The 21,208-nt window shown below is 69.5% G+C and carries 19 protein-coding genes and 1 pseudogene; 7 read left to right on the forward strand and 13 right to left on the reverse strand.

The features are described 5' to 3' along the window. Positions 1–84 precede the first annotated feature (84 nt). Positions 85–1,287 carry an MFS transporter gene (locus I0D00_RS02875; RefSeq protein ID WP_213638255.1) on the forward strand — a complete coding sequence of 401 codons (1,203 nt, stop codon included), beginning with the start codon at positions 85–87 and terminating at the stop codon, positions 1,285–1,287. 21 nt (positions 1,288–1,308) lie between these two features. Here I0D00_RS02875 and arfB read toward each other — a convergent pair whose 3' ends face one another. Continuing rightward, a complete protein-coding gene (gene arfB / locus I0D00_RS02880) occupies positions 1,309–1,722 on the reverse strand; it encodes an alternative ribosome rescue aminoacyl-tRNA hydrolase ArfB (RefSeq protein WP_213638256.1) in 414 nt (137 codons plus the stop codon). Between the two features lie 40 nt (positions 1,723–1,762). Next, on the reverse strand, positions 1,763–2,317 hold the full coding sequence (locus tag I0D00_RS02885) for a VOC family protein (protein WP_213638257.1): 555 nt from the start codon (positions 2,315–2,317) through the stop codon (positions 1,763–1,765). A gap of 435 nt (positions 2,318–2,752) precedes the next feature. On the opposite strand from I0D00_RS02885, the gene ccoG reads away from it, so the two are divergent. From ccoG to I0D00_RS02900, 3 genes are all read left to right on the forward strand, one after another. Beyond that, positions 2,753–4,168: a cytochrome c oxidase accessory protein CcoG gene (gene ccoG / locus I0D00_RS02890; protein ID WP_213638258.1), complete on the forward strand. Its 1,416-nt coding sequence runs from the start codon at positions 2,753–2,755 to the stop codon at positions 4,166–4,168. A gap of 73 nt (positions 4,169–4,241) precedes the next feature. Next, positions 4,242–5,651, forward strand: coding sequence for a GntR family transcriptional regulator MpaR (gene mapR / locus I0D00_RS02895; protein WP_213638259.1), 1,410 nt, complete (start codon positions 4,242–4,244; stop codon positions 5,649–5,651). Positions 5,652–5,757: 106 nt separating this feature from the next. Further along, entirely contained in the window at positions 5,758–6,825 is a 1,068-nt protein-coding gene (locus I0D00_RS02900; protein WP_213638260.1) for a metal-dependent hydrolase, read from the forward strand. A gap of 19 nt (positions 6,826–6,844) precedes the next feature. Here I0D00_RS02900 and I0D00_RS21800 read toward each other — a convergent pair whose 3' ends face one another. From I0D00_RS21800 to I0D00_RS02950, 11 genes and pseudogenes are all read right to left on the reverse strand, one after another. Continuing rightward, positions 6,845–7,726, reverse strand: coding sequence for a methyl-accepting chemotaxis protein (locus I0D00_RS21800; protein WP_420850793.1), 882 nt, complete (start codon positions 7,724–7,726; stop codon positions 6,845–6,847). Beyond that, positions 7,703–9,040: pseudogene (locus I0D00_RS21805) on the reverse strand (HAMP domain-containing protein); the annotation flags it as partial. The pseudogene I0D00_RS21805 and the gene I0D00_RS21800, both read right to left, overlap by 24 nt. 136 nt (positions 9,041–9,176) lie before the next feature. Next, the gene (maiA, locus tag I0D00_RS02910; RefSeq protein WP_213638262.1) at positions 9,177–9,827 is read right to left on the reverse strand and encodes a maleylacetoacetate isomerase; all 651 of its coding nucleotides are present in this window, start codon (positions 9,825–9,827) and stop codon (positions 9,177–9,179) included. 23 nt (positions 9,828–9,850) lie between these two features. Then, positions 9,851–10,834: a fumarylacetoacetate hydrolase family protein gene (locus I0D00_RS02915; RefSeq protein ID WP_213638263.1), complete on the reverse strand. Its 984-nt coding sequence runs from the start codon at positions 10,832–10,834 to the stop codon at positions 9,851–9,853. A 74-nt stretch (positions 10,835–10,908) separates the two neighbouring features. Beyond that, positions 10,909–12,048 (reverse strand): homogentisate 1,2-dioxygenase, encoded by a 1,140-nt coding sequence (locus I0D00_RS02920; protein WP_213638264.1) that lies wholly within the window; start codon positions 12,046–12,048, stop codon positions 10,909–10,911. Positions 12,049–12,149: 101 nt separating this feature from the next. After that, the gene (hppD, locus tag I0D00_RS02925) at positions 12,150–13,232 is read right to left on the reverse strand and encodes a 4-hydroxyphenylpyruvate dioxygenase (RefSeq protein WP_213638265.1); all 1,083 of its coding nucleotides are present in this window, start codon (positions 13,230–13,232) and stop codon (positions 12,150–12,152) included. Between the two features lie 314 nt (positions 13,233–13,546). Continuing rightward, on the reverse strand, positions 13,547–15,325 hold the full coding sequence (locus I0D00_RS02930) for an ABC transporter ATP-binding protein (protein WP_213638266.1): 1,779 nt from the start codon (positions 15,323–15,325) through the stop codon (positions 13,547–13,549). Further along, positions 15,318–15,950, reverse strand: coding sequence for a DsbA family protein (locus I0D00_RS02935; RefSeq protein ID WP_213638267.1), 633 nt, complete (start codon positions 15,948–15,950; stop codon positions 15,318–15,320). Before I0D00_RS02935 ends, I0D00_RS02930 begins: the two co-directional genes overlap by 8 nt. 2 nt (positions 15,951–15,952) lie before the next feature. Next, positions 15,953–16,891, reverse strand: coding sequence for an oxygen-dependent tRNA uridine(34) hydroxylase TrhO (trhO, locus tag I0D00_RS02940; RefSeq protein WP_213638268.1), 939 nt, complete (start codon positions 16,889–16,891; stop codon positions 15,953–15,955). 157 nt (positions 16,892–17,048) lie between these two features. After that, positions 17,049–17,354 carry a BolA family protein gene (locus I0D00_RS02945; protein ID WP_213638269.1) on the reverse strand — a complete coding sequence of 102 codons (306 nt, stop codon included), beginning with the start codon at positions 17,352–17,354 and terminating at the stop codon, positions 17,049–17,051. Between the two features lie 12 nt (positions 17,355–17,366). After that, on the reverse strand, positions 17,367–17,867 hold the full coding sequence (locus I0D00_RS02950) for a DUF2059 domain-containing protein (protein ID WP_213638270.1): 501 nt from the start codon (positions 17,865–17,867) through the stop codon (positions 17,367–17,369). A 250-nt stretch (positions 17,868–18,117) separates the two neighbouring features. Between I0D00_RS02950 and I0D00_RS02955 the strand changes: the two genes are divergently transcribed. From I0D00_RS02955 to I0D00_RS02965, 3 genes are all read left to right on the forward strand, one after another. Beyond that, the gene (locus tag I0D00_RS02955; RefSeq protein ID WP_213638271.1) at positions 18,118–19,128 is read left to right on the forward strand and encodes a DUF2804 domain-containing protein; all 1,011 of its coding nucleotides are present in this window, start codon (positions 18,118–18,120) and stop codon (positions 19,126–19,128) included. Positions 19,129–19,198: 70 nt separating this feature from the next. Continuing rightward, on the forward strand, positions 19,199–20,593 hold the full coding sequence (locus tag I0D00_RS02960) for a class II fumarate hydratase (protein ID WP_213638272.1): 1,395 nt from the start codon (positions 19,199–19,201) through the stop codon (positions 20,591–20,593). Next, positions 20,586–21,203 (forward strand): NAD(P)H-dependent oxidoreductase, encoded by a 618-nt coding sequence (locus tag I0D00_RS02965; RefSeq protein WP_213638273.1) that lies wholly within the window; start codon positions 20,586–20,588, stop codon positions 21,201–21,203. The genes I0D00_RS02960 and I0D00_RS02965 overlap by 8 nt, the downstream gene beginning before the upstream one ends. Positions 21,204–21,208 lie beyond the last annotated feature (5 nt).

Below are 21,208 nucleotides of genomic sequence, written 5' to 3' on the forward strand. Positions count from 1 at the left end.
ATATCTTCTGCCTGAAACCCGGTTTTTCTGCATGAGTCCGCGTCGGACACTGCGCGCCATTCATCCAGAACCGGAGTTTTTGCCATGCCCATTGCCCTCCTGGCGCTGACCCTCAGCGCCTTCGCCATCGGTACGACTGAGTTCGTTATCGTTGGTCTGATTCCCACTATTGCCGCCGATCTCGGTGTAAGCCTGCCTTCCGCCGGCCTGCTGGTCAGCCTCTACGCCCTCGGCGTGGCGATCGGCGCGCCGCTGCTCACCGCGCTGACCGGCAAGCTGCCGCGCAAGCGCCTGCTGCTGGGGCTGATGGTGTTGTTCACCGGCGGCAACCTGCTGGCCTGGCAGGCACCTGGCTACGAATCGCTGATCGTCGCGCGCATCGTCACCGGCCTGGCCCATGGGGTGTTCTTCTCCATCGGCTCGACCATCGCCACCAGCCTGGTGGCGAAGGAGAAAGCCGCCAGCGCCATCGCCATCATGTTCACCGGCCTGACCGTGGCCCTGGTCACCGGCGTGCCGCTGGGCACCTTTATCGGCCAGCACTTCGGCTGGCGCGAGACCTTCCTGGCGGTCTCCGCCCTGGGCCTGATCGCCTTCGTCGGCAGCCTGCTGTTCGTGCCGCGCGACATTCCCCAGGGCAAGCCCGCCGCGCTGCTGCAGCAACTGGCGGTGCTCAAGCAGCCGCGGCTGCTGCTGGTGTATGGGATGACGGCGCTGGGCTACGGCGGCACCTTCACCGCCTTCACCTTCCTCGCGCCGATTCTGCAGGACATCGCCGGCTTCAGCGCCGGGGCCGTCAGCCTGGTGTTGCTGGTGTACGGCCTGTCGGTGGCGGTGGGCAATATCTGGGGCGGCAAGCTGGCCGACCGCAAGGGGCCGATAGAGGCCCTGAAACTGATCTTCCTGCTGCTCGCCGGGGTGCTCCTGCTGCTCACCTTCACCGCCAGCAATCCCTGGCTGGCACTCGGCACCGTGCTGCTGTGGGGCGCGCTGGCCTTCGGCAACGTGCCGGGCCTGCAGCTGTATGTGGTGCGCCAGGCCGAGCGCCATGCGCCGCACGCCGTGGACGTGGCCTCGGGCCTGAACATCGCCGCCTTCAACCTCGGCATCGCCGGCGGCGCCTGGGGCGGCGGGCTGATCGTCAGCCAGCTCGGCCTGATCCACACCGCCTGGATCGGCGCCCTGGTGGTGCTGCTGGCCCTGGCCCTGACTGCCTGGAGCGGCCACCTGGATCGCCAGGGCAGCCTCCAGACGACCGCGGACGGCACACTGGCCGCCGATCACTAAAGCGCACGGTAAGCGTCGCCCTCAGAAATCCACCTTGCCCCGCCCCGCCTTGATCGCCCCGCGCTTGGTTTTACCTTCCAGCCGGCGTTTCTTCGAGCCCAGGGTCGGCTTGGTCGGGCGGCGGGCCTTCTCGGTCTTGCCGGCGCTGCGGATCAGCTCGGCCAGGCGCTCCAGGGCATCGGCGCGGTTCTGCTCCTGGGTGCGGTACTGCTGGGCCTTGATGACGATCACGCCGCCGGCGGTGATGCGGCTGTCGCGCAGGGCCAGCAGGCGCTCCTTGTAGAACGGCGGCAGCGACGAGGCCTGGCTGTCGAAGCGCAGGTGCACGGCGCTGGACACCTTGTTGACGTTCTGCCCGCCGGCGCCCTGGGCACGGATGGCAGTCAGCTCGACTTCATCGTCGGGCAGGTGGACGCTGTTGGAGATCACCAGCATGGCGGGGTCTTGGCGAGGAAGGTGTGCCCAGGATACCCCATCAGCGCTCGCCAAACGCCTCGCCATGCTCCCGGCGCCATTGCGCCACGGGCCGGAAGCCGGGCCGCCCGCGGAGCTGTTGCTCGGTGAAGGCCAGCAGTTGCGCGTCGTCCCGCTCCAGGTCGATGGCGAACCTGCAGGGCTGGTCGACATGCCAGGGCGTGTCGGCGAACACCTCCAGGCGGTTGCCCTCCGGGTCGCGGAAGTAGATCGACCAGGTGCTGCCGTGGGACACCGCGTCCACGGCCACGCCGGCCTCCGCGCGCAGCGCCTGGTAGAAGCGGCGCACTCCGGCGAGGTCCGCGACACGGAAGGAGATGTGATCGAGGGGGCTGTCCGTGGGTCGCCCGGACGGCCGCGGGTTGAGCACCAGCTGGTGGTGCTCGCCGGCATTGCGGCTGAGGAACACCATGGCGTCCGCGCCGGCGCCCCTGTCGGTGACGATGAAGCCGAGGCAGGCGGTGTAGAAGGCCTCCATGCGCGCCGCATCGCGCACATAGAGTTCGAAATGACTCAGGGCCAGATCGGGAAAAGCCGTTGCGTGGGCCTCGCTCATGGTGGCCGGACTCCCTCGTTGCGCAGTGCTGGCAGGCTCGGCCGCTTCGCCAGGCAGGCTGACGCGCGGCTGCTTCCAGCATAGTGCCCTGCTTCGCTCGACACGGCCACGGGGCGCGTGGGCCTGCTCGACGCCGGCCGCCGCGCCTTCGCCGTCATGTGCCGGGCACCATGCGCGGCATTGCTTGCCACCGGGGCCCTGCCGGGATCCTGAATGCGCAGCAGACCGGAGCAGATGCACAAGGCGGCCTCACTGCAGTGCAGTTGTTCCCGCGCGGTTCTGGGCAGAACCCCCTGAAAATCCGGGACGTTAGGCAGCGGCACGCATTCGGCGCGCCATCTGATCCGCTTTTTAAATAAAAACCTGAGTCTGTTACCGAAGACGCCCCGGGTCGATCATGCCCCCGCCTGACCACTGCCAGAGGGGGCGATGCCCATGACCGAACGCATACCCGCGCGCCTCGTCGAGACCCTCGACCCGCGCAGCCCGCTACGCCTGACGCCCGCCCAGGCCGGGGGCGCCATCCACACCCGCAGCTTCACCGGGCTGTTCCGCGACCTGCGCCGCTATGGCGCCGGCGCTCTCTGCCTGCTGTTCTTCGGCACCGCCTGGCTGGACTGGGACGGCCGCCAGGCGGTGCTCTGGGACCTGGGCAACAGCCGCTTCCACATCTTCGGCGCGACCTTCTGGCCGCAGGACTTCATCCTGCTCTCGGCGCTGCTGATCATCTGCGCCTTCGGCCTGTTCTTCATCACCGTGCTGGCCGGCCGCGTCTGGTGCGGCTATGCCTGCCCGCAGAGCGTCTGGACCTGGCTGTTCATGTGGGTCGAGCGGCTCGCCGAGGGCGAGCGCAACCGGCGCATCCAGCTGGACGCCGCGCCCTGGTCGGCCGCCAAGCTGCTGCGCCGTGCCGCCAAGCATGGCCTGTGGCTGGCCATCAGCCTGGCCACCGCGCTGACCTTCGTCGGCTACTTCACGCCGATCCGCGCGCTGAGCGGCGACCTGTTCGGCCTGCAACTGGGCGCGACCAGCGCCTTCTGGCTGGCCTTCTTCACCGTCGCCACCTACCTCAACGCCGGCTGGCTGCGCGAGCAGGTGTGCCTGCACATGTGCCCCTACTCGCGCTTCCAGAGCGCCATGTTCGACGATGACACCCTGCTGGTGAGCTACGACAGCGCCCGCGGCGAGGGCCGCGGCCCGCGCAAGAAGGGCGCCGATCCGCGCGCCGAGGGCCTGGGCGACTGCATCGACTGCACCCTGTGCGTGCAGGTCTGCCCCACCGGCATCGACATCCGCGACGGTCTGCAGCTGGACTGCATCAGCTGCGGCGCCTGCATCGACGCCTGCGACGAGGTGATGGACAAGATGGGCTACGCCCGTGGCCTGGTGCGCTACAGCTCCAGCCGCGCCCTGGCCGGCGGCAGGACCCGCTGGCTGCGGCCGAAGCTGCTGGGCTACGGCGCCATGCTGCTGCTCATGATCGGCGCCTTCGCCTGGGCCCTGCAGGCCCGCCCCCTGCTGTCGCTGGACGTGAGCAAGGATCGCGGCCTGTACCGCTACAACAGCGCCGGCCAGGTGGAGAACAGCTACCGCCTCAAGCTCATCAACAAGAGCCAGCAGGCCCGGCGCTATGCCCTGGTCCTGGTCGACGCTCCCGGCCTGAGGCTGCAGGGCCCGGGCGAACTGAACCTGGCGCCCGGGGAAATCCGCGACCTGCCGGTCAGCGTGGCGCGCATCGGCACCCCGGCTGGAGGGGCGACACAATCGCTGCGCTTCGAGGTGCGCGAGCTGGACGAACCCGGCACCCGGGTCGGCACCGCCAGCACCTTCATCGCCCCCCGCGCGCCCTGAGCCCCCTCGCATGGGCAGCCGTCAGCCAGTACAGTGGTGCGCTGAATCTGCAGCCACCGCGGGCCCCGACCGGATGAAGCGATACGAGAGGCTGGCCGACCAGATCGCCGCGCTGATCCGCAGCGGCGTGCTGGCGCCCGGGGCACGGGTGCCCTCGGTGCGCCACGCCAGCCGCAGCCACGGGGTCAGCCCGTCGACCGTGTTCCAGGCCTACTACCTGCTGGAGGACCGAGGGCTGATCCAGGCCCGCCCGCGCTCCGGCTACTTCGTCCGCGAGCACGCCCGCCAGCTGCTGCCCGAACCGGAGATCGGCAGCGCCCAGGCCCAGCCCGCCGAGGTCGACGTCAGCGAGCTGGTGTTCTCCGTGCTCGGCTCGCTCAAGGACCCGGACACCGTGCCGTTCGGCTCGGCCTTCCCCAGCCCGGCGCTGTTCCCCCTGGCGCGCCTGGCCCGCAGCATGGCCCACGGCCTGCGCGACCTGGCGCCGCAGGCGGTGATTGCCGACATGACCGCCGGCAACCCCGAACTGCGCCGGCAGATCGCCCTGCGCTACATGGCCTGCGGCGTACGCCTGCCGCCCGCGGAGCTGGTGATCAGCAACGGCGCCCTGGAGGCGCTCAACCTGTGCCTGCAGTGCGTCACCCAGCCGGGCGACCTGGTGGCCATCGAGGCACCGGCCTTCTACGCCACCCTGCAGGTGCTCGAACGGCTCAAGCTCAAGGCCGTGGAGATCCCCGTGCATCCGCGCGAGGGCATCGACCTGGAGCGCCTGGCCAGCAGCCTGACCCGGCTGCCGGTCAAGGCCTGCTGGTTCATGAGCAGCCTGCAGAATCCCCTGGGCGCGAGCATGAGCGAGGCCAAGAAGGCCGCGCTGTACGAACTGCTGCAGCGGCATCAGGTGCCGCTGATCGAGGACGACGTCTACGCCGAGCTGTACTTCGGCGCCCAGTCGCCCCGACCGGTGAAGAGCTTCGACCGCGACGGCCTGGTGATGCACTGCGGCTCCTTCTCCAAGTGCCTGGCGCCGGGCTACCGGGTCGGCTGGGTCGCCGGCGGCCGCTACGCCGAACAGATCGGTCGGCTCAGGCTGATGACCACCATCTCGCCTTCGGTGCCGGCCCAGGCAGCCCTGGCCGACTACCTGCAGCACGGCGGCTACGACCGCCACCTGCGCAGGCTGCGCCATGCCCTGGAGGCCCAGCAGGGCGCCATGCTGGCCGCCGCCGCGCGGCACTTCCCGGCCGACACCCGGGTCAGCCAGCCGAGCGGCGGCTACTTCCTCTGGTTCGAGTTCCCCGAACGGGTCGACTCCCTGCAGCTGTTCCAACTGGCCCTGGCCCAGGGCATCAGCCTCGCCCCGGGACCGATCTTCTCCGCCACCCGGCGCTTCGGCAACTGCGCCCGGCTCAACTACGGCCACCCCTGGGATGCCCGCAGCGAGCAGGCCATGGCCACCCTCGGGCGCATCCTCGCGGCCTTCTGAGCAGCCCCTGGCGCGGGCGCTTCGTAACCTTTGCTTGAAATTTAGCGGCAGCCGCGGCGCGGCGCCTCGGTTAACTTAGGGCATTGCCCGCAACCGAGGTCCACCCATGGATTCGCTTACCCAGGCCCTGCTCGGCGCCACCCTCCAGGGCGCCCTGCTCGGCCGCTGGCAGGGGCGCAAGGCACTGCTGTATGGCGCCGCCCTCGGCACCCTGCCCGACCTCGACGTGGTGATCAACTACGGCGACGCGGTGGCGAACATGACCTACCACCGCGGCTTCACTCACTCGCTGTTCGTCCTCTCCGGCCTGGCCCTGCTGCTGACCTGGCTGATCCGCCGCTTTCGCCCGCACCCCGGCTATTCGGCCCGACGCCTGCTGGCCACGGTCGCCCTGGTGCTGCTGACCCACCCCCTGCTCGACTGCTTCACCAGCTACGGCACGCAGATCTTCTGGCCACTGCCCCAGGTGCCGGTGGCCTGGTCGAGCATCTTCATCATCGACCCGCTCTACACCGCGCCGCTGCTGGTTGCGGTGCTGTTCGGCGCGTTCTACGACCTGCGCGCCAAGGCACCCAGGGCGGCGCTGCTCGCCCTGGGCCTGTCCAGCCTCTACCTGGCCTCGACCCTGGCCGGCAAGGCCATGGCCGAGCGGCGCGTGGAAGCCGAACTGGCGCGTCAGGGCATCCAGGCCGAGGCGCTGTTCAGCACGCCGACGCCGCTCAACAGCCTGCTATGGCGGGTGATAGTGCTGGACGGCGAGTCCTACCACGAGGCCCTGGTCGGCTGGCTCGACGAGCAGCCGCCGCGCCTCGAACGCATTCCCCGCGGCACCGCCCTGGCCGTACCCCTGGCACAGTCGCCGGCGCACCGCCGCCTGCACTGGTTCACCAACGGTGTGCTGCGCTACGACCGGATCGACGAGCACCTGGTGGTCACCGACCTGCGCCTGGGCATGACCGGCTTCCATCCGTTCCGCTTCGATTTCGCCCACTGGCAGGACGGCGCCTGGCAGGTCAACCCGCAGATCCCGCGCTGGCCCATGGACCGCGGCAACCCGCAGCACCTCGCCCTGTTGTGGGCGCGCATCTGGCAGCCCGAGGTCGAGATACCGCTGGCCGCCTGGGCCGCCGAGCTGGGCAAACCGCTGCTGGCGGCCAAGCCGCGCCACGACTGAGGACCGTCGGCCCGCCGGCTCAGGTGCGGAACTGTCGCACCAGGTCCTGCAGCTCGACGCCCAGGCGCGCCAGCTCGGCGCTGGAGGCGGCCGTCTGCTGACTGGCGCCGGCACTCTGTTCGCCGATGTCGCGCACCCGGGTGATGCTTTCGCCTATGGTCTCCGCCACGGCGCTCTGCTCCTCGGCGGCGGCGGCGATCTGCTGGTTCATCTGCTCGATGGTGCTCACCGCCTGGGTGATCCGCCCCAGGGCCTCACCGGCCTCGCCGGCCAGGGCGACGGTGCGCTGGGTCAGGCTGCGGCTGCTCTCCATCTGCCGCACGGCACCCTGGGCCATGTGCTGCAGGCTGGCGATCAGCGCCTCGATTTCCTCGGTCGAGTCGTGGGTGCGCCGCGCCAGGGCGCGCACCTCGTCGGCGACCACGGCGAAGCCGCGGCCCTGCTCGCCGGCCCGCGCCGCCTCGATGGCGGCATTGAGCGCCAGCAGGTTGGTCTGCTCGGCGACACTGCGGATCACCTCCAGCACGCCGCCGATGCGGGTGCTTTCCTGGTTCAGCGCGGCGATGCCCTCGGCCGACTGCTCCACCGCACCGGCCAGCTCGGCGACCTGGCCGACCGCGTGCTGCACCAGGCGATTGCCCTGCTGCGCCTCGCGGTCGGCTTCGCCCGCGGCCACCGAGGCCTGCTCGGCGTTCTGCGCCACTTCCTGCACGGTCGCCACCATCTGGTGCATGGCGGTGGCGGTCTGTTCGGTTTCCAGCTTCTGCTGCTGCACCCCGGCGCTGGTCTGCGCGGTGACGGCCGAGAGCTGCTCCGCCGCCGCGGCGATCTGCCCGACGCCGGCACCGATGCGCCCGACCAGGTGGCGCAGGCTGTCGGTCATGCCCTGCATGGCGAGCATCAGCTGGCCCAGCTCGTCCCGGCGCTGCAGCGGCAGGTCCTGACTCAGGTCGCCTTCGGCGATGCGCCGGGCAAAGGCCACGCTCTGCCGCAGCGGGCCGACGATCGAACGGGAAATCAGCAACGCGGCGCACATGCCGAGCAGCACCGCCGCCAGCCCCATGACCGCCAGCATCAGCAGCGCCCGGCGACTCTCGCCGGCCATCTCCTGCTCCTCGCGGGCCTGCGCCGCCTGCGCCAGGTCCAGGACCTGCCGCGCCTGCTCGAGCATCGCCGCCTCGCTCAGGCGGTTCTGTGCACGCACCTGCTGGTAGTTGGCGAACGCCTGCTGATACAGCTGCAGGGCCTGCAGGCTGGCCTCGATCGCGGCCTTCTGCCCCTCGTTCAGCCAGACCATCAGGCTGGTGGCCACGCCGTGCAGGTCGTCGCGCACGTACGCCCACTCCTCCAGCGCCTCGGCCGAACCGTCGATGACGTACAGGCTCTCGTACCCGCGCAGGTCGAGCATGCGCTTGCTCAGCCCGGAGGCGGTTTCCGCCAGGGTCAAGGGGTCGCTGCCGCGCAGCTGGTCGCCCTGCAGGCGCAACTCGCGCACGGCGTCATACATGTCCAGTTCGAGGCTGTCGAACTGCTCGCGGGCCTGGCCGGCCGCCAGGTTCATCTGCTCGCGAGCCTGGCGCGCCCTGCTCTGTTGCTGGACGAAATCCTCGAACTGCTGGGCATAGGCCTGGACGGCCTGATCGATGCTCCGCAACTGCACGCTCGGCACGTCGGTCCCCTCGGCCAGGCGCTCGCGCACTATGGCGAGGCCCTCGCGCATCGCGTCGGCGGCCTCTGCGCTGTGGCTCAGGGCGAAATCCCGCTCGAGGCGCCGCGCCTGGAGAATCTGCGCCTCGATGGCCGCCAGGCTGCTGGCCCTGGCATGCCCCTGGAGGACCTCGTCGAGGGCGACAAAACCGGTGGCGACGACGGCAACGGTGAGCAAGAGCACCAGGGCGAAACCGCCGAGCAGCTTCTTGCCCACGGCAAGGTCGGCGAACAGGCGGGTGGCAGACTGCAGCATGGGGGGCTCTCCGTTGTTATTGGCCGCGCCGGCGCGAGCCCGGTCGAAGGCGAAGGGCTCGCTGCGCGTAAGCGGACAGAGGCAATCCCTGTACCAGCTTGGCCGTCGTGGCCTGTGGCGGGCCGGCGACGGGAGCCCGGCGGCACGGGTTCGAACAACTGGAGAAGGAGCGCGCGGCCAGGCACCGCGGCCAAGGGGCGGATTATCGCCACCAGACGCCATCAAGGCGGCGGATTGCCGCCGAGAGTTCATGAGCCGGCAGGCTGCCGGCGACTGCCGCGCCAAGCCACAGGGGCGCCTGGCGCTGCGCCCTTCGCCTGGCCCCACCCACTCGCCCCAGCAGACCGCGCCGGCCCGCGCGGCGCGGCGGCGGCCGGCCAGGTTCAGGCTACTGGGCGTCGGGTTGCGCCTCTGGTGCCGCCTGCTTGAACGCCGCCAGCCCCTCGCAACGCGCCGCCATCGCGAGCAGGCGGGGGTAGTCCTCGAGCGCGCAGTCGAAGCGACGGGCGTTGTACAGCTGGGGAATCAGGCAGGCCTCCAGGTAGCCGGGCCGCTCGCCGAGGGACAGGCGTCCGTCGAACGGCGCCAGGCCCTGCTCCACCGCGGTCAGGCCACGGGCCACCCAATGCCGGTACCAGGTGTTCTTCGCCTCGTCGCTGGCCCCCAGTTCGGCGGACAGGTACTGCAGCACCCGCAGGTTGTTCAGCGGATGCACCTCGCAGGCGATATGCAACGCCAGCGCCCGCACCCGCGCACGCTGGGCCGGGTCGGCCGGCAGCAGCGCCGGCACCGGATAGACCTCCTCCAGGTACTCGAGGATCGCCACCGACTGGGCGATGCGCACGCCGTGATTGCCGGCATCGACCAGCAGCGGCACCAGCTCCTGCGGGTTGAGCGCCTGGTACTCGGGGGCGTGCTGCTGGCCGCCGTCCTTGACCAGGTGCACCGGCACCTGCTTGTAGCCCAGGCCCTTGAGGTTGAGGGCGATGCGCACCCGATAGGCGGCGCTGGAGCGCCAGTAGCTATAGAGCGTCAACATGGCAGAGCCTCCGCCCGCGGCGGTCAGGGTTCATAGCGTTCGACCTGCTGGTCGATGGCGCCGAAGATGCTCCGGCCCTCGGCGTCGAACATCTCGATGCGCACCCGGTCGCCGAACTTGAGGAAGGGCGTGCGGGCCTCGCCCTGTTCGATGATCTCCAGCATGCGCTTCTCGGCCAGGCAGGAAGAACCGGCACTGCGGTCGTAGTTGGACACCGTGCCCGAGCCGATGATGGTGCCGGCGCCCAGGGGCCGGGTCTTGGCGGCGTGGGCCACCAGGGTGGGGAAATTGAAGGTCATGTCGGTGCCGGCGTCCGGCTGGCCGAACAGCGCGCCGTTGATATGCGACACCAGCGGCCGCTGCACCTTGCCGTCCTTCCAGCAGTCGCCCAGCTCGTCCGGGGTCACCGCCACCGGCGAGAAGCTCGACGACGGCTTGCTCTGGTAGAAGCCGAAGCCCTTGGCCAGCTCGCCGGGGATCAGGTTGCGCAGCGACACGTCGTTGACCAGCATCAGCAGCTGGATGTGCGCGGCGGCCTCGGCCGGCGTGGCGCCCATCGGCACGTCGTCGGTGATCACCGCCAGCTCGGCCTCCAGGTCGATGCCCCAGGCCTCATCGGCCAGCTGAATCGGGCTGTGTGGCGGGATGAAGGCGTCGGCGCCGCCCTGGTACATCAGCGGGTCGTGCCAGAAACTCTCCGGCATCTCGGCGCCGCGGGCCTTGCGCACCAGCTCCACATGGTTGACGTAGGCGCTGCCGTCGGCCCAGTGGTAGGCCCGCGGCAAGGGGCTGTGGCAATCGGCCTGATCGAAGACGAAGGCGTCTTCGCACAGGCCGTTGTTCAGGCGCTGGTAGATGGCCTCCAGCTGGGGACGCTTGATCGCCCAGTCGTCCAGAGCGGCCTGCAGGGTGGCGGCAATCTGCGGGACCTTCACCGCCCGGGACAGATCGCGGGAGACCACCAGCAGTTCGCCATCACGGCCTTGATTCAAAGAAGCGAGTTTCATGCTCAATCCTCATAGGGTGCGCGCTGCGCACCTCAGCTGTTCTTCAGGTAGCGGTGCGCGCGGCGCCCCCTACTTCAGTGGTCTTTGCCCGGCGCACGCCAGGAGTTCACGTATTCGGCGACATCCACCGCCGCGGCGGCCTCGCCGACCTCCAGGGCGCGACGGGTGTCGATCATCACCGCCACCTCCTCTACGAAGGTCGCCGGGCTTTCCTGGCTCTTCTTCAGCGCCTTGGGATGGGGGCCGTGGGGGAAGCCGCAGGGGTGCAGGGTGACCATGCCGGCCTCGATATTGTCGCGACTGAAGAAGTTGCCACGGTGGTAGAACAGCACTTCGTCGTAGTCGTCGTTGTTGTGGTAGAACGGCACCTTGAGCGCGCCGGGGTCGCTCTCCACCGGGCGCGGGGTGAAGGTGCAGACCACGAAGCCGTTGGCCACGAAGGTGGTGTGCGCCGACGGCGGCAGGTGGTAGCGGTGGCTCATCAGCGGGCGGATGTCCCGCCAGTTGAGGCGCACCACGGTGTTGTCGCCATGCCAGCCGACCACGTCCAGCGGGTTGTAGGGGTAGGTCACGGTGCTGATCTGGCCGCGCCGCTTGATGCGGATCTGCCAGCTGCTCTCGTCCTGCTGGGCCTTGAAGGCAGCGTCCAGGCGCGGATGGTCGAGCACCGCCGCATCGAAGATCGCCTGCGGGCCGAGCAGGCCCTTGTCCGGCAGCTGGTAGGCACCGTCCGAACTCTCGATCAGCAGCATGAAGGTCGGCTCGCTGGCCTCGATGCGCCAGGCGGTGCCGCGCGGAATCATCAGGTAATCGCCGTCGCGGTACTCCAGGTGGCCGAAGTCGCAGTAGAAGTGCCCCGTCCCTTCGTGGATGAACAGCAGGTCGTCGCCGTCGGCATTGCGCACCAGATGGCCCATGGCGCCGTGGCTCTTCCACACCCGCAGCTTGACGTCGCCGTTGTGCAGGCACAGTGGCGCCAGCAGCGGGCAGTCGCGCTCGCTGGCGATGTCGTTGAAATTGAAGGCATGGGGCCGCAGCGGTCCCTGCCAGTCGATCCAGCCGGTGGGCGGATGCTTGTGGTGCAGGTGCGCGGTGGGGCCGAAGAAGCCCTCGCGACCCATCTCCCGCTCGTAGGTGCCCTCGGGAAAATCGCAGTGCGCCTGGCGTGAACACTCGCCCTCGCGCAGGGGGAAACTGATCCATTTGCGGCTCATGAGAAGACTCCCTCTAGGGTGCGCCACGCGCACCTCATAACTCGGCATTGCGGGTGCGCGGGGCGCACCCTAAGGACTGCCGGGCCTAGGCCCGGCCGGGATCATTCGTCCTTGAGCACACCGCGCTTGATCTGGTCTTCCTCGATGGACTCGAACAGGGCCTTGAAGTTGCCTTCGCCGAAGCCCTGGTTGCCCTTGCGCTGGATGATCTCGAAGAAGATCGGGCCGATCACCGTGTTGGTGAAGATCTGCAGCAGGATGCCGTCGTCGCCCGGGGCGCCGTCGATCAGGATGTTCAGCTCGCGCAGTTGCTCCAGCGGCTCGCCGTGGCCGGCGACGCGGGTGTCGACCTTGGCGTAGTAGGTGTCCGGGGTCTGCATGAAGTCCACGCCGTTGGCGCGCAACTGGCGCACGGTGGCGTAGATGTCCTCGGTGCTCAGGGCGATGTGCTGGATGCCCTCGCCGTGGTACTCGCGGATGAACTCCTCGATCTGCGACTTCTCGTCGGCCGACTCGTTGATCGGGATGCGGATCTTGCCGCAGGGCGCGGTCATGGCCCTTGAGAGCAGGCCGGTGAGCTTGCCCTCGATATCGAAGTAGCGGATCTCGCGGAAGTTGGCGATGCGCTCGTAGAAGCCCGACCAGACGTCCATCTGTCCGCGCTTGACGTTGTGGGTCAGGTGGTCGATCTCCTTGAGACCCACGGCGTTGTCGTTGGCCGAGCGGCCCTCGATGTACTCGAAGTCGACGTCGTAGATGCTCTTGTCGCCGTAGCGATCCACCAGGTACAGCAGGGAGCCGCCGATGCCCTCGACGCAGGGAATGTTCAGCTCGCCGAAGTTGGCGTGGCTGCCGACCAGCTTGGCGCCCTGGGCCTCGACATAGGCGGCGGCCTGGGCCGCGTTCTTCACCCGGAAGGCCATGGCGCAGGCGCTCGGCCCGTGCTTGAGGCCGAACTCGCGGACATGGCCGGTGGGGCTGCCGTTGAGCACGAAGTTGATGTCGTTCTGCTGGAACAGCCAGACTTCCTTGGAGCGGTGCTTGGCCGTCTCGGTGAAGCCCATGGCGGTGAACAGCTCGCGCAGCTGCTGGATGCCTTCTGGGGTCGGGGCGGTGTATTCGACGAACTCGAAGCCGTCGGTGCCGATGGGGTTGTGCTGTTCGATCTTGTTCACGGCGTTCATTGCGCCTCCCGATTGTTGTTGTGGATGCACCGCCACGCGGCGCTGGAATAGCCTCATCACACCCCAACGGCCCAGGCCGGACAAGCACGCCGGGGCGCCCGAGCCCGGCCGCCCAGCGCGCCGCCCGGCAACTTATCGTTACACGGGACGCGACAACCATAGGCATCAGGATAGCCACTCACGAGGCGTAACGTATTGTTGCCAGGGTGGTCTGGCAGCCTGCCAGAAGCATCCCTCGGCCGAGGGATGCGGCCAGGAACAGCGCGCAAGGTTGGATGGTCGCGGACTCGCCGCATGCGGGCAGGGGCGCCGCCTCAGTGCTGCAGGTGGCCGTAGAGCTTGGCGTACAGGCCGCCGACGGCGATCAGCTGCTGGTGGTCGCCGTCCTCGGCGATGCGCCCGCCGTCGAACACCAGCACCCGGTCGGCCTGCTTCACCGCGCTCAGGCGGTGGGCGATGATCAGGGTGGTACGACCGCTGAGGAACTGCGCCAGGGCCTGGTGCAGGGCGTACTCGGTGGCCGCATCCAGGGCCGAGGTGGCCTCGTCGAGGATCACCACCTTGGGCTCGGCCAGGACCATGCGGGCGATGGCCAGGCGCTGGCGCTGGCCGCCGGACAGGCGCACCCCCGAGCGACCGACTATGGTGTCCAGGCCCTGCGGCAGCATGCCGATGGTCGTGCTCAGCTGGGCGATCTCCAGCGCCCGCCAGCAGGCCGCGTCGCTGCGCTCGCGGCCCATGCACAGGTTGGCGCGCACCGTGTCGTTGAACAGCGCCGGGTGCTGCAGCACCACCGCGACCTGGTCGCGGACCTTCTCCAGGCCGATCTCCGCCTGGCTGCTGCCGCCGAAGCTGATGGTCCCGGCCTGGGGGGTGTAGAGGCCGAGCAGCAACTGCACCAGGGTGCTCTTGCCGCCACCGCTGGCGCCGACTATGGCGACCTTCTCGCCGGCGGCGATGCTCAGGTCGAGGCGGTCCAGCACCGGTTCGTCGTTGTAGGCGAAGCTCAGGCCGCGCACCTCGATGCCGACCGTGTCGCGGCCCTTGAACGGGTCGAGGCGCCCCGGGTACTGCGGCTCGTCGGCCCGCGCCAGCAGCTCGTTGATCCGCTGCAGGGCGCCGCCGGCGGCGTAGAAGGCGTACTGCAGGCTGAGCAGCTGCTCGACCGGGCCGATCATGAACCACAGGTAGCTGAACACCGCGAGCATCTGGCCGATCGACAGGTCGGAGAACAGCACGGTGAGCATGGCCGCGGCGCGGAACACGTCGATGCCGAACTGGAACAGCAGGCCGCTGGCGCGGTTGGAGGCATCGCTCTTCCACTGCGAGGCGGTGGCGTAGTCGCGCACTTCCCGGGCGCGACCGCCGAGGCGGCCGAGGAAGTAGCCCTGGCGATTGCTCGCGCGGATCTCCTGGATCGCCTCGAGGGTCTCGGTGAGCGCCTGGGTGAAGCGCGAGGTGCTGTCGTTCTCCAGCTTCTTCAGCTGTTTGACCCGCTTGCCCAGCTGCACCGAGGCGAAGATCACCAGGGGGTTGAACAGCAGGATCAGCAGCGCCAGCTGCCAGTGCATCCACAGCAGGATCGCCGCGGTGCCGGTGAGGGTCAAAGTCGCCACCAGGAAGCGGCTGAGGGTCTCGCCGACGAACTTGTCCAGGGTGTCCAGGTCGGTGACCAGATGAGTGGTCACAGTGCCGCCGCCGAGGCTCTCGTACTCGCCGAGGGAGATGCGCTTGAGCCGCTCGATCAGGCGGATGCGGATGCGGTAGACGATGTCCTTGGACAGACGGGCGAACTGGCGTGCCTGCAGCACGTTGAACACCAGCGCCGCGCCGCGCAGCAGCAGGGTCAGCAGCAGCATCAGGCCGATATAGCCGGCGGCGCTTTCCCAGGCGCCAGGCAGGAAGCGGTCCATCACCCGGAGCGCGGCGTCGCCGTCGCCCAGCAGCACCTCGTCGACCAGCAGCGGCAGCAACAGCGGGATCGGCACGCTGCACAGGGTCGCCAGCAGCGCCACGCCATTGGCCAACAGCAGGGCTTTCTTGTGCTGCAGGGCCAGGCGACGGATTTCCGCCCAGCTCAGGCGGTCAGCCATGGGCGGCCTGCTCCAGCCAGCGGCCGAGCAAGGGCGCCAGCGTCGCCAGCGGCTGGTAGCCGTTGGTCAGCAGCGCCAGCTGGCCGTTGCGCTGGGCCAGCAGGGTGGGGAAACCGGCGATGCCCAGGTCCTGCACCCAGGCGAAATCGGCGGCGGTGGCCGCGTGCATGGCCGGGCTGTCGAAGGCTTCGGCGAACTCGATGCGCGGTATCCCCGCCTGTTCGGCCAGGGCCACCAGGGCCGCCGCCTGGGTGACGTCGACGCCCTCGGTGTAGAACGCCCGCTGGATCAGCTTGGCCAGCGGCCAGGCGCTCTCGGGATCGAGCTGGCGCGCGGTGACCAGGGCCCGGCAGGCCGGCTCGGTATCGTAGACCAGGCCCTCGGGCAGGCCACGGTCGAAGTCGAACAGCTGGCCGGTGCTGGCGTTGACCGCCTGCCAGTAGCCGAGGTAGCGCACCCGCGCCGCCGCATCGACGGCGATGCGCTCGCGGCGCAGGCCGCCGACCACCAGCTGCAGCGGCACGCCGGCCGCGGCCGCCTGCCCGGCGAGGGACTCGAGCACCGGGGCGAAGCCCCAGCACCAGGAACACATCGGGTCCATCACATAGAGCAGGCGTGCGGGCATGGTCAGGCCTCGGAGGATTGGCGGGGGTCGCGGCCCAGAGGGTGCGGCAGGTTGCGCGCCTTGGCCAGTTCGATCTGCTTCTGCCGCTCGCGGGCGCCGGCGCGGGTCTTCTCCGGCAGCGAATCCCAGCAGTGCGGGCAGCTGACGCCCGGGGTGTAGAACTCGGATTCGCGGTCGGCCAGCGACACCGGGGTACGGCAGGCGTGACACTGGTCGTAGTCGCCCTCGGACAGGTCGTGGCGCACCGTGACCCGGTTGTCGAAGACGAAGCAGTCGCCGCGCCAGCGGGTCTGCTCCTGAGGCACCTCCTCGAGGTACTTGAGGATGCCGCCCTTGAGGTGGAACACCTCCTCGAAGCCCTCGCCGAGCATGTAGCTGGAGGCCTTCTCGCAGCGGATGCCGCCGGTGCAGAACATCGCCACCTTCTTGTGCCTGGCCGGGTCGAAGTGGGCCTTGATGTACTCGGGAAATTCGCGGAACGACTGGGTCTTGGGGTCGACCGCGCCCTCGAAGGTGCCGATGGCCACCTCGTAGTCGTTGCGCGTGTCGATCAGCAGCACCTCGGGGTCGCTGATCAGCGCGTTCCAGTCCTTGGGCTCGACGTAGGTACCGACCCGCTGGCTGGGGTCGACGCCCGGCACGCCGAGGGTGACGATTTCCTTCTTCAGCTTGACCTTGGTGCGGTAGAAGGGCTGCTCGTCGCAGTAGGACTCCTTGTGGTCGACATCGGCCAGGCGCGGGTCCAGGCGGAACCAGGCGAGCAGCCCGTCGATGCCTGCGCGGCTGCCGGATACGGTGCCGTTGACGCCCTCCTCGGCCAGCAGCAGGGTGCCTTTGATGCCGTTGTCCAGCAGGGTTTGCAGCAGGGGCTCGCGCAGCGCCTGGTAGTCCGTCAGGGTGACGAACTTGTACAGCGCCGCCACGACGATCTTGTCGGTCATGGAGGTCTTCCTTCAGTAGTCGCCCTCGCAAAGGGCGGACTGGGCCTAAAAATGCAGACGCCGGCGAGGCCGGCGCGGGGTGCAGTTTACGTTTCCCGGCGCCGCTCGTGTAGGGGCAATTGCCCCGGCGGGCCGCTTGGCGCCACCGTCGCGGGCCTCAGTGCTCGTGCTGGCTGCCGCCGCGGCAGGTCGGCGAGTCCGGTGCGGCGCCCTGCTGCGCCCACTCCTCGGGGGTGTAGGTGTGCAGCGCCAGGGCATGCAGCTGGCCCATCAGCTCGCCGAGGCTGGCGTAGACCTTCTGATGACGCTTGACCGCATTCAGGCCGCTGAACTGCGGGCTGACGATGACCGCCTTGTAGTGGGTTTCCAGCCCGCGGCTGTGCATATGGCTTTCATCCAGCACCTCGAGGTGCTGCGGCTGCAACGCGGCAAAGGCCGCCTGCAGCTGTTCCAGTTTCGACATCTAGGCCTCCGGTTAAGGTTTTTTCGCGTCCAGTTTGCCGCTCATTTCCGCCAGCAACTCGTTCACCCGCGGCACCGCCGCCTCCAGCTTGTTCTGGGTCAGGCGCGCCGACTGCGCGGTGAGCATCGGCATCTTCTCCAGCACCTTCTGCCCCAGGGGCGAGCGATAGAAGGCCAACAGCTCCTGCATCTCCCGTTCGTCGAAATGAGTGGTGTAGAGCTCGACCAGCGCCGGCTTGAGCACCGGCCAGCCGACCGCCCGATCCAGTGCCGCATTGGCCTTGGCCTGGTAGCGCTCGAGCAGCGCCTGCTGGCCCGCCGGCGCCCCGCTCTCGGCGAAACGCTGGGCGAACATCTGCTGCACCTGGCCGTACACCGGCACGGTCAGCCGGTCGGCCCGCGCCAGCTGCAGGAAGCGCTCGGCATCGGCGGCGTGGCTGGCGGCATCGGCGAAGGCCTGGACGCTGCCACAGGCCAGCAGCAGCGTGGCACACAAAGCGGTAAGACGAGACATCGAGTACTCCCGGGCAAAAAGGTGGAGCCTGACGCCCCTGAGGCGACATTCTGGGCCCAAGCCTCCCGCACACTCAAGCCTCGGCGACCCGGCGGGCCGCCGAGGCCGTGTGCCGCCCAACCGCGGACAAAATGCCAGCACTTGCCCAACCCGGGGCAGGCTGGGCATGCTGAGCACCTCGCGATCCTCGACTAGGCTCTATACACCACAGCCCGCGCCCCGCCGCACGGCACACACATGGACGTGTCCGATGAACAGCTTCGCCCAGCCCCATGCCCAGACGCCCGTCGCGCTATGCGACGGCCAAGGGCGACTCAACCCGCAGGCCATCGGCTGGTCGCCCCGACCACACCTCGACTGCACCCTGCCCGGCCCCTTCGGACGGCGCAAACGCTGGAATCACTGGTGCATCACCACGCCGCACTGGATGCTCTCGCTGACCCAGGCCGACCTCGATTACCTGGGCTATGGCGCCGCCTACTTCCTCGACCTGGAGAGCGGCGCGGCCCTCGCCCATAGCCGCATGCGCCTGCTGGCGCGCGGCTGCCGGCTGCCGGCGCAGGCGCAACAGGGCCATGAGTTCAACCACCCGCGCCTGCACCTGCGCGTCGCCGAGCAGGCCGGCCGCGTGCGCCTCACGGTCGCCGCCACGCCACTGGGCGGACAACCGCTGCAGGTCGCCCTGGACATCCAGCGCCCCGCCCACCTCGACTCGGTCAACCTGGTCGCGCCCCTGGCCCCGCACGGCTTCCACGCCACCTGCCGGCAACTCGGCCTGCCCGTCAGCGGCAGCGTGCAGCTGGGCAACCGCCACTACAGCTGCAGCGCCGGACAGAGCTTCGCCGCCCTGGACTTCGGCCGGGGCGTCTGGCCGCTGCACAGCCACTGGACCCGCGCCGCCTTCGCCGCGCCGGGCGGCATCGCCGCGAACTTCGGCGCCGGCTGGACCGACCACAGCGGCCTCTCGGAAAACGCCCTGTGGTTCGGCGGCGAACTGCAACACCTGGACAGCCCGGTGCATATCGAGCAGAGCCCCCATAGCGTCCTGGCGCCCTGGTCCCTGAACACCGACGACGGCCGGGTCCAGCTGCGCTTCAGCCCACGCCAGCAACACCGGGCCTGCCCGCGCGTGGGGCCGCTGTTTGCCGACACCCGGCAGTGGTTCGGCCACTTCGACGGCATCCTGCGCGGCCCCGCAGGCGAGCGGGTGCCGGTGAGCGGCGCACTGGGCTGGCTCGGCGCGACCCGGGCGCGCTGGTAATAGCCAGGCCGAGGGAACCTGCACCGGCCGGCGCGGCCTAAACTTGCTAGATCGCCCCCGGAGAACGCCCATGAGCCGCACCGAAACCGATAGCATCGGCCCTATCGAAGTCCCCACCGATGCCTACTGGGGCGCCCAGACCCAGCGCTCGACGCTCAACTTCGCCATCGGCGAGGAGCGCATGCCGCTGGCCGTGGTGCACGCCCTGGCCCTGATCAAGAAGGCCGCCGCGCGGGTCAACGGGCGCGTCGGCAACCTGCCCCAGGACATCGCCCGACTGATCGAGCAGGCCGCCGACGAGGTGATCGCCGGCCAGCACGACGCGCAGTTCCCCCTGGTGGTCTGGCAGACCGGCAGCGGCACGCAGAGCAACATGAACGTCAACGAGGTGATCGCCGGCCGCGCCAACGAGCTGGCCGGCGGCCCCCGGGGCGGCAAGAGCCCGGTGCACCCCAACGACCACGTCAACCAGGCGCAGAGCTCCAACGACAGCTTCCCTACCGCCATGCACATCGCCGCCGCCCGCGCCGTCCAGCACGACCTGCTGCCGGCCCTGGCCGAGCTGTCCGGCGGCCTGGCCGAGCAGGCCGCGCGCCACGCCAAGCTGGTCAAGACCGGGCGCACCCACCTGATGGACGCCACGCCCATCACCTTCGGCCAGGAACTCTCGGCCTTCGTCGCCCAACTGCGCTACGCCGAGCAGGCGCTTCGCGGCGCCCTGCCGGCGGTCTGCGAGCTGGCCCAGGGCGGCACCGCCGTCGGCACCGGGCTCAACGCCCCCACCGGCTTCGCCGCGGCCATGGCCGCGGAACTGGCCGCCCTCAGCGGCCTGCCGCTGGTCAGCGCACCCAACAAGTTCGCCGCCCTGGCCGGCCACGAGCCCCTGACCCACCTGTCCGGCGCCCTGAAGACCCTCGCCGTGGCCCTGATGAAGATCGCCAACGACCTGCGCCTGCTCGGCTCCGGCCCCCGCGGCGGGCTGGCCGAGGTGCGCCTGCCGGCCAACGAGCCGGGCAGTTCGATCATGCCCGGCAAGGTCAACCCGACCCAGTGCGAGGCGCTGTCGATGCTCGCCTGCCAGGTAATGGGCAACGACGTGACCATAGGCTTCGCCGCCAGCCAAGGCCATCTGCAGCTGAACGTGTTCAAGCCGGTGATCGTCCACAACCTGCTGCAGTCGATCCGCCTGCTGGCCGACGGCTGCCGCAACTTTCAGCTGCACTGCGTCGCCGGCCTGCAGGCGGACGCCGCACAGATGGCCGCCCACCTGGAACGCGGCCTGATGCTGGTCACCGCGCTCAACCCGCACATCGGCTACGACCAGGCCGCGCAGATCGCCAAGAAAGCCTATGCCGAGGGCACCACCCTGCGCGCCGCGGCGCTGGAGCTGGGCCTGCTGACCGACGAACAGTTCGACGCCTGGGTCCGCCCCGAGGACATGCTGGGAAGCGACAAGCATGAATGAGACGAAGAGCGGCGCGACGCCGCTGGAAGGCGATGGCAAGCGCATCCTGATGATCCTGGGCACGCCGAAAACCGCGGGGCTGTGCCATGCCCTCGGCGACGCCTACGCCCAGGGCGCGCGCGGCAAAGGCCACGTGGTGCGGCAGCTGAAGCTGGGGGAACTGCAGTTCGATCCGGTGCTGCGCGACGGCTACGACCAGGGCCAGCACCTGGAGCCGGACCTGCTCGAGGCGCAGCGGCAGATCCACTGGGCCGAGCACCTGGTGTTCGTCTACCCGGTCTGGTGGGGCGGCCTGCCGGCGCTGCTCAAGGGCTTCTTCGACCGGGTGTTCCTGCCGGGATTCGCCTTTAAGTACCGTGGCCGCTCGCAGGCCTGGGACAAGCTGCTGCACGGCCGCACCGCCGACCTGCTGGTGACCCTGGACACGCCGCCCTGGTACTTCCGCTGGATCTACGGCGCGCCGGCGCACCGCCAGATGACCCGCACCATCCTCGGCTTCAGCGGCATCAGGACCCGCCGCCTGGCCGAATTCGCCCCGGTTCGACCCTCCTCCGAAGCACAGCGGCAGAACTGGCTGCTGCGCGCCGAGAAACTGGGGATAGATGCCTGAGCGCC

This window comes from Pseudomonas lalucatii (genome assembly GCF_018398425.1).
Classification (GTDB): domain Bacteria; phylum Pseudomonadota; class Gammaproteobacteria; order Pseudomonadales; family Pseudomonadaceae; genus Aquipseudomonas; species Aquipseudomonas lalucatii.

Excerpts from the sequence above, each read along its gene's own strand:
- I0D00_RS02875 (WP_213638255.1), top strand. The coding sequence starts at position 85 with ATGCCCATTGCCCTCCTGGCGCTGACCCTCAGCGCCTTCGCCATCGGT.
- arfB (WP_213638256.1), bottom strand. The coding sequence starts at position 1,722 with ATGCTGGTGATCTCCAACAGCGTCCACCTGCCCGACGATGAAGTCGAG.
- I0D00_RS02885 (WP_213638257.1), bottom strand. The coding sequence starts at position 2,317 with ATGAGCGAGGCCCACGCAACGGCTTTTCCCGATCTGGCCCTGAGTCAT.
- ccoG (WP_213638258.1), top strand. The coding sequence starts at position 2,753 with ATGACCGAACGCATACCCGCGCGCCTCGTCGAGACCCTCGACCCGCGC.
- mapR (WP_213638259.1), top strand. The coding sequence starts at position 4,242 with ATGAAGCGATACGAGAGGCTGGCCGACCAGATCGCCGCGCTGATCCGC.
- I0D00_RS02900 (WP_213638260.1), top strand. The coding sequence starts at position 5,758 with ATGGATTCGCTTACCCAGGCCCTGCTCGGCGCCACCCTCCAGGGCGCC.
- I0D00_RS21800 (WP_420850793.1), bottom strand. The coding sequence starts at position 7,726 with ATGCTCGCCATGCAGGGCATGACCGACAGCCTGCGCCACCTGGTCGGG.
- maiA (WP_213638262.1), bottom strand. The coding sequence starts at position 9,827 with ATGTTGACGCTCTATAGCTACTGGCGCTCCAGCGCCGCCTATCGGGTG.
- I0D00_RS02915 (WP_213638263.1), bottom strand. The coding sequence starts at position 10,834 with ATGAAACTCGCTTCTTTGAATCAAGGCCGTGATGGCGAACTGCTGGTG.
- I0D00_RS02920 (WP_213638264.1), bottom strand. The coding sequence starts at position 12,048 with ATGAGCCGCAAATGGATCAGTTTCCCCCTGCGCGAGGGCGAGTGTTCA.
- hppD (WP_213638265.1), bottom strand. The coding sequence starts at position 13,232 with ATGAACGCCGTGAACAAGATCGAACAGCACAACCCCATCGGCACCGAC.
- I0D00_RS02930 (WP_213638266.1), bottom strand. The coding sequence starts at position 15,325 with ATGGCTGACCGCCTGAGCTGGGCGGAAATCCGTCGCCTGGCCCTGCAG.
- I0D00_RS02935 (WP_213638267.1), bottom strand. The coding sequence starts at position 15,950 with ATGCCCGCACGCCTGCTCTATGTGATGGACCCGATGTGTTCCTGGTGC.
- trhO (WP_213638268.1), bottom strand. The coding sequence starts at position 16,891 with ATGACCGACAAGATCGTCGTGGCGGCGCTGTACAAGTTCGTCACCCTG.
- I0D00_RS02945 (WP_213638269.1), bottom strand. The coding sequence starts at position 17,354 with ATGTCGAAACTGGAACAGCTGCAGGCGGCCTTTGCCGCGTTGCAGCCG.
- I0D00_RS02950 (WP_213638270.1), bottom strand. The coding sequence starts at position 17,867 with ATGTCTCGTCTTACCGCTTTGTGTGCCACGCTGCTGCTGGCCTGTGGC.
- I0D00_RS02955 (WP_213638271.1), top strand. The coding sequence starts at position 18,118 with ATGAACAGCTTCGCCCAGCCCCATGCCCAGACGCCCGTCGCGCTATGC.
- I0D00_RS02960 (WP_213638272.1), top strand. The coding sequence starts at position 19,199 with ATGAGCCGCACCGAAACCGATAGCATCGGCCCTATCGAAGTCCCCACC.
- I0D00_RS02965 (WP_213638273.1), top strand. The coding sequence starts at position 20,586 with ATGAATGAGACGAAGAGCGGCGCGACGCCGCTGGAAGGCGATGGCAAG.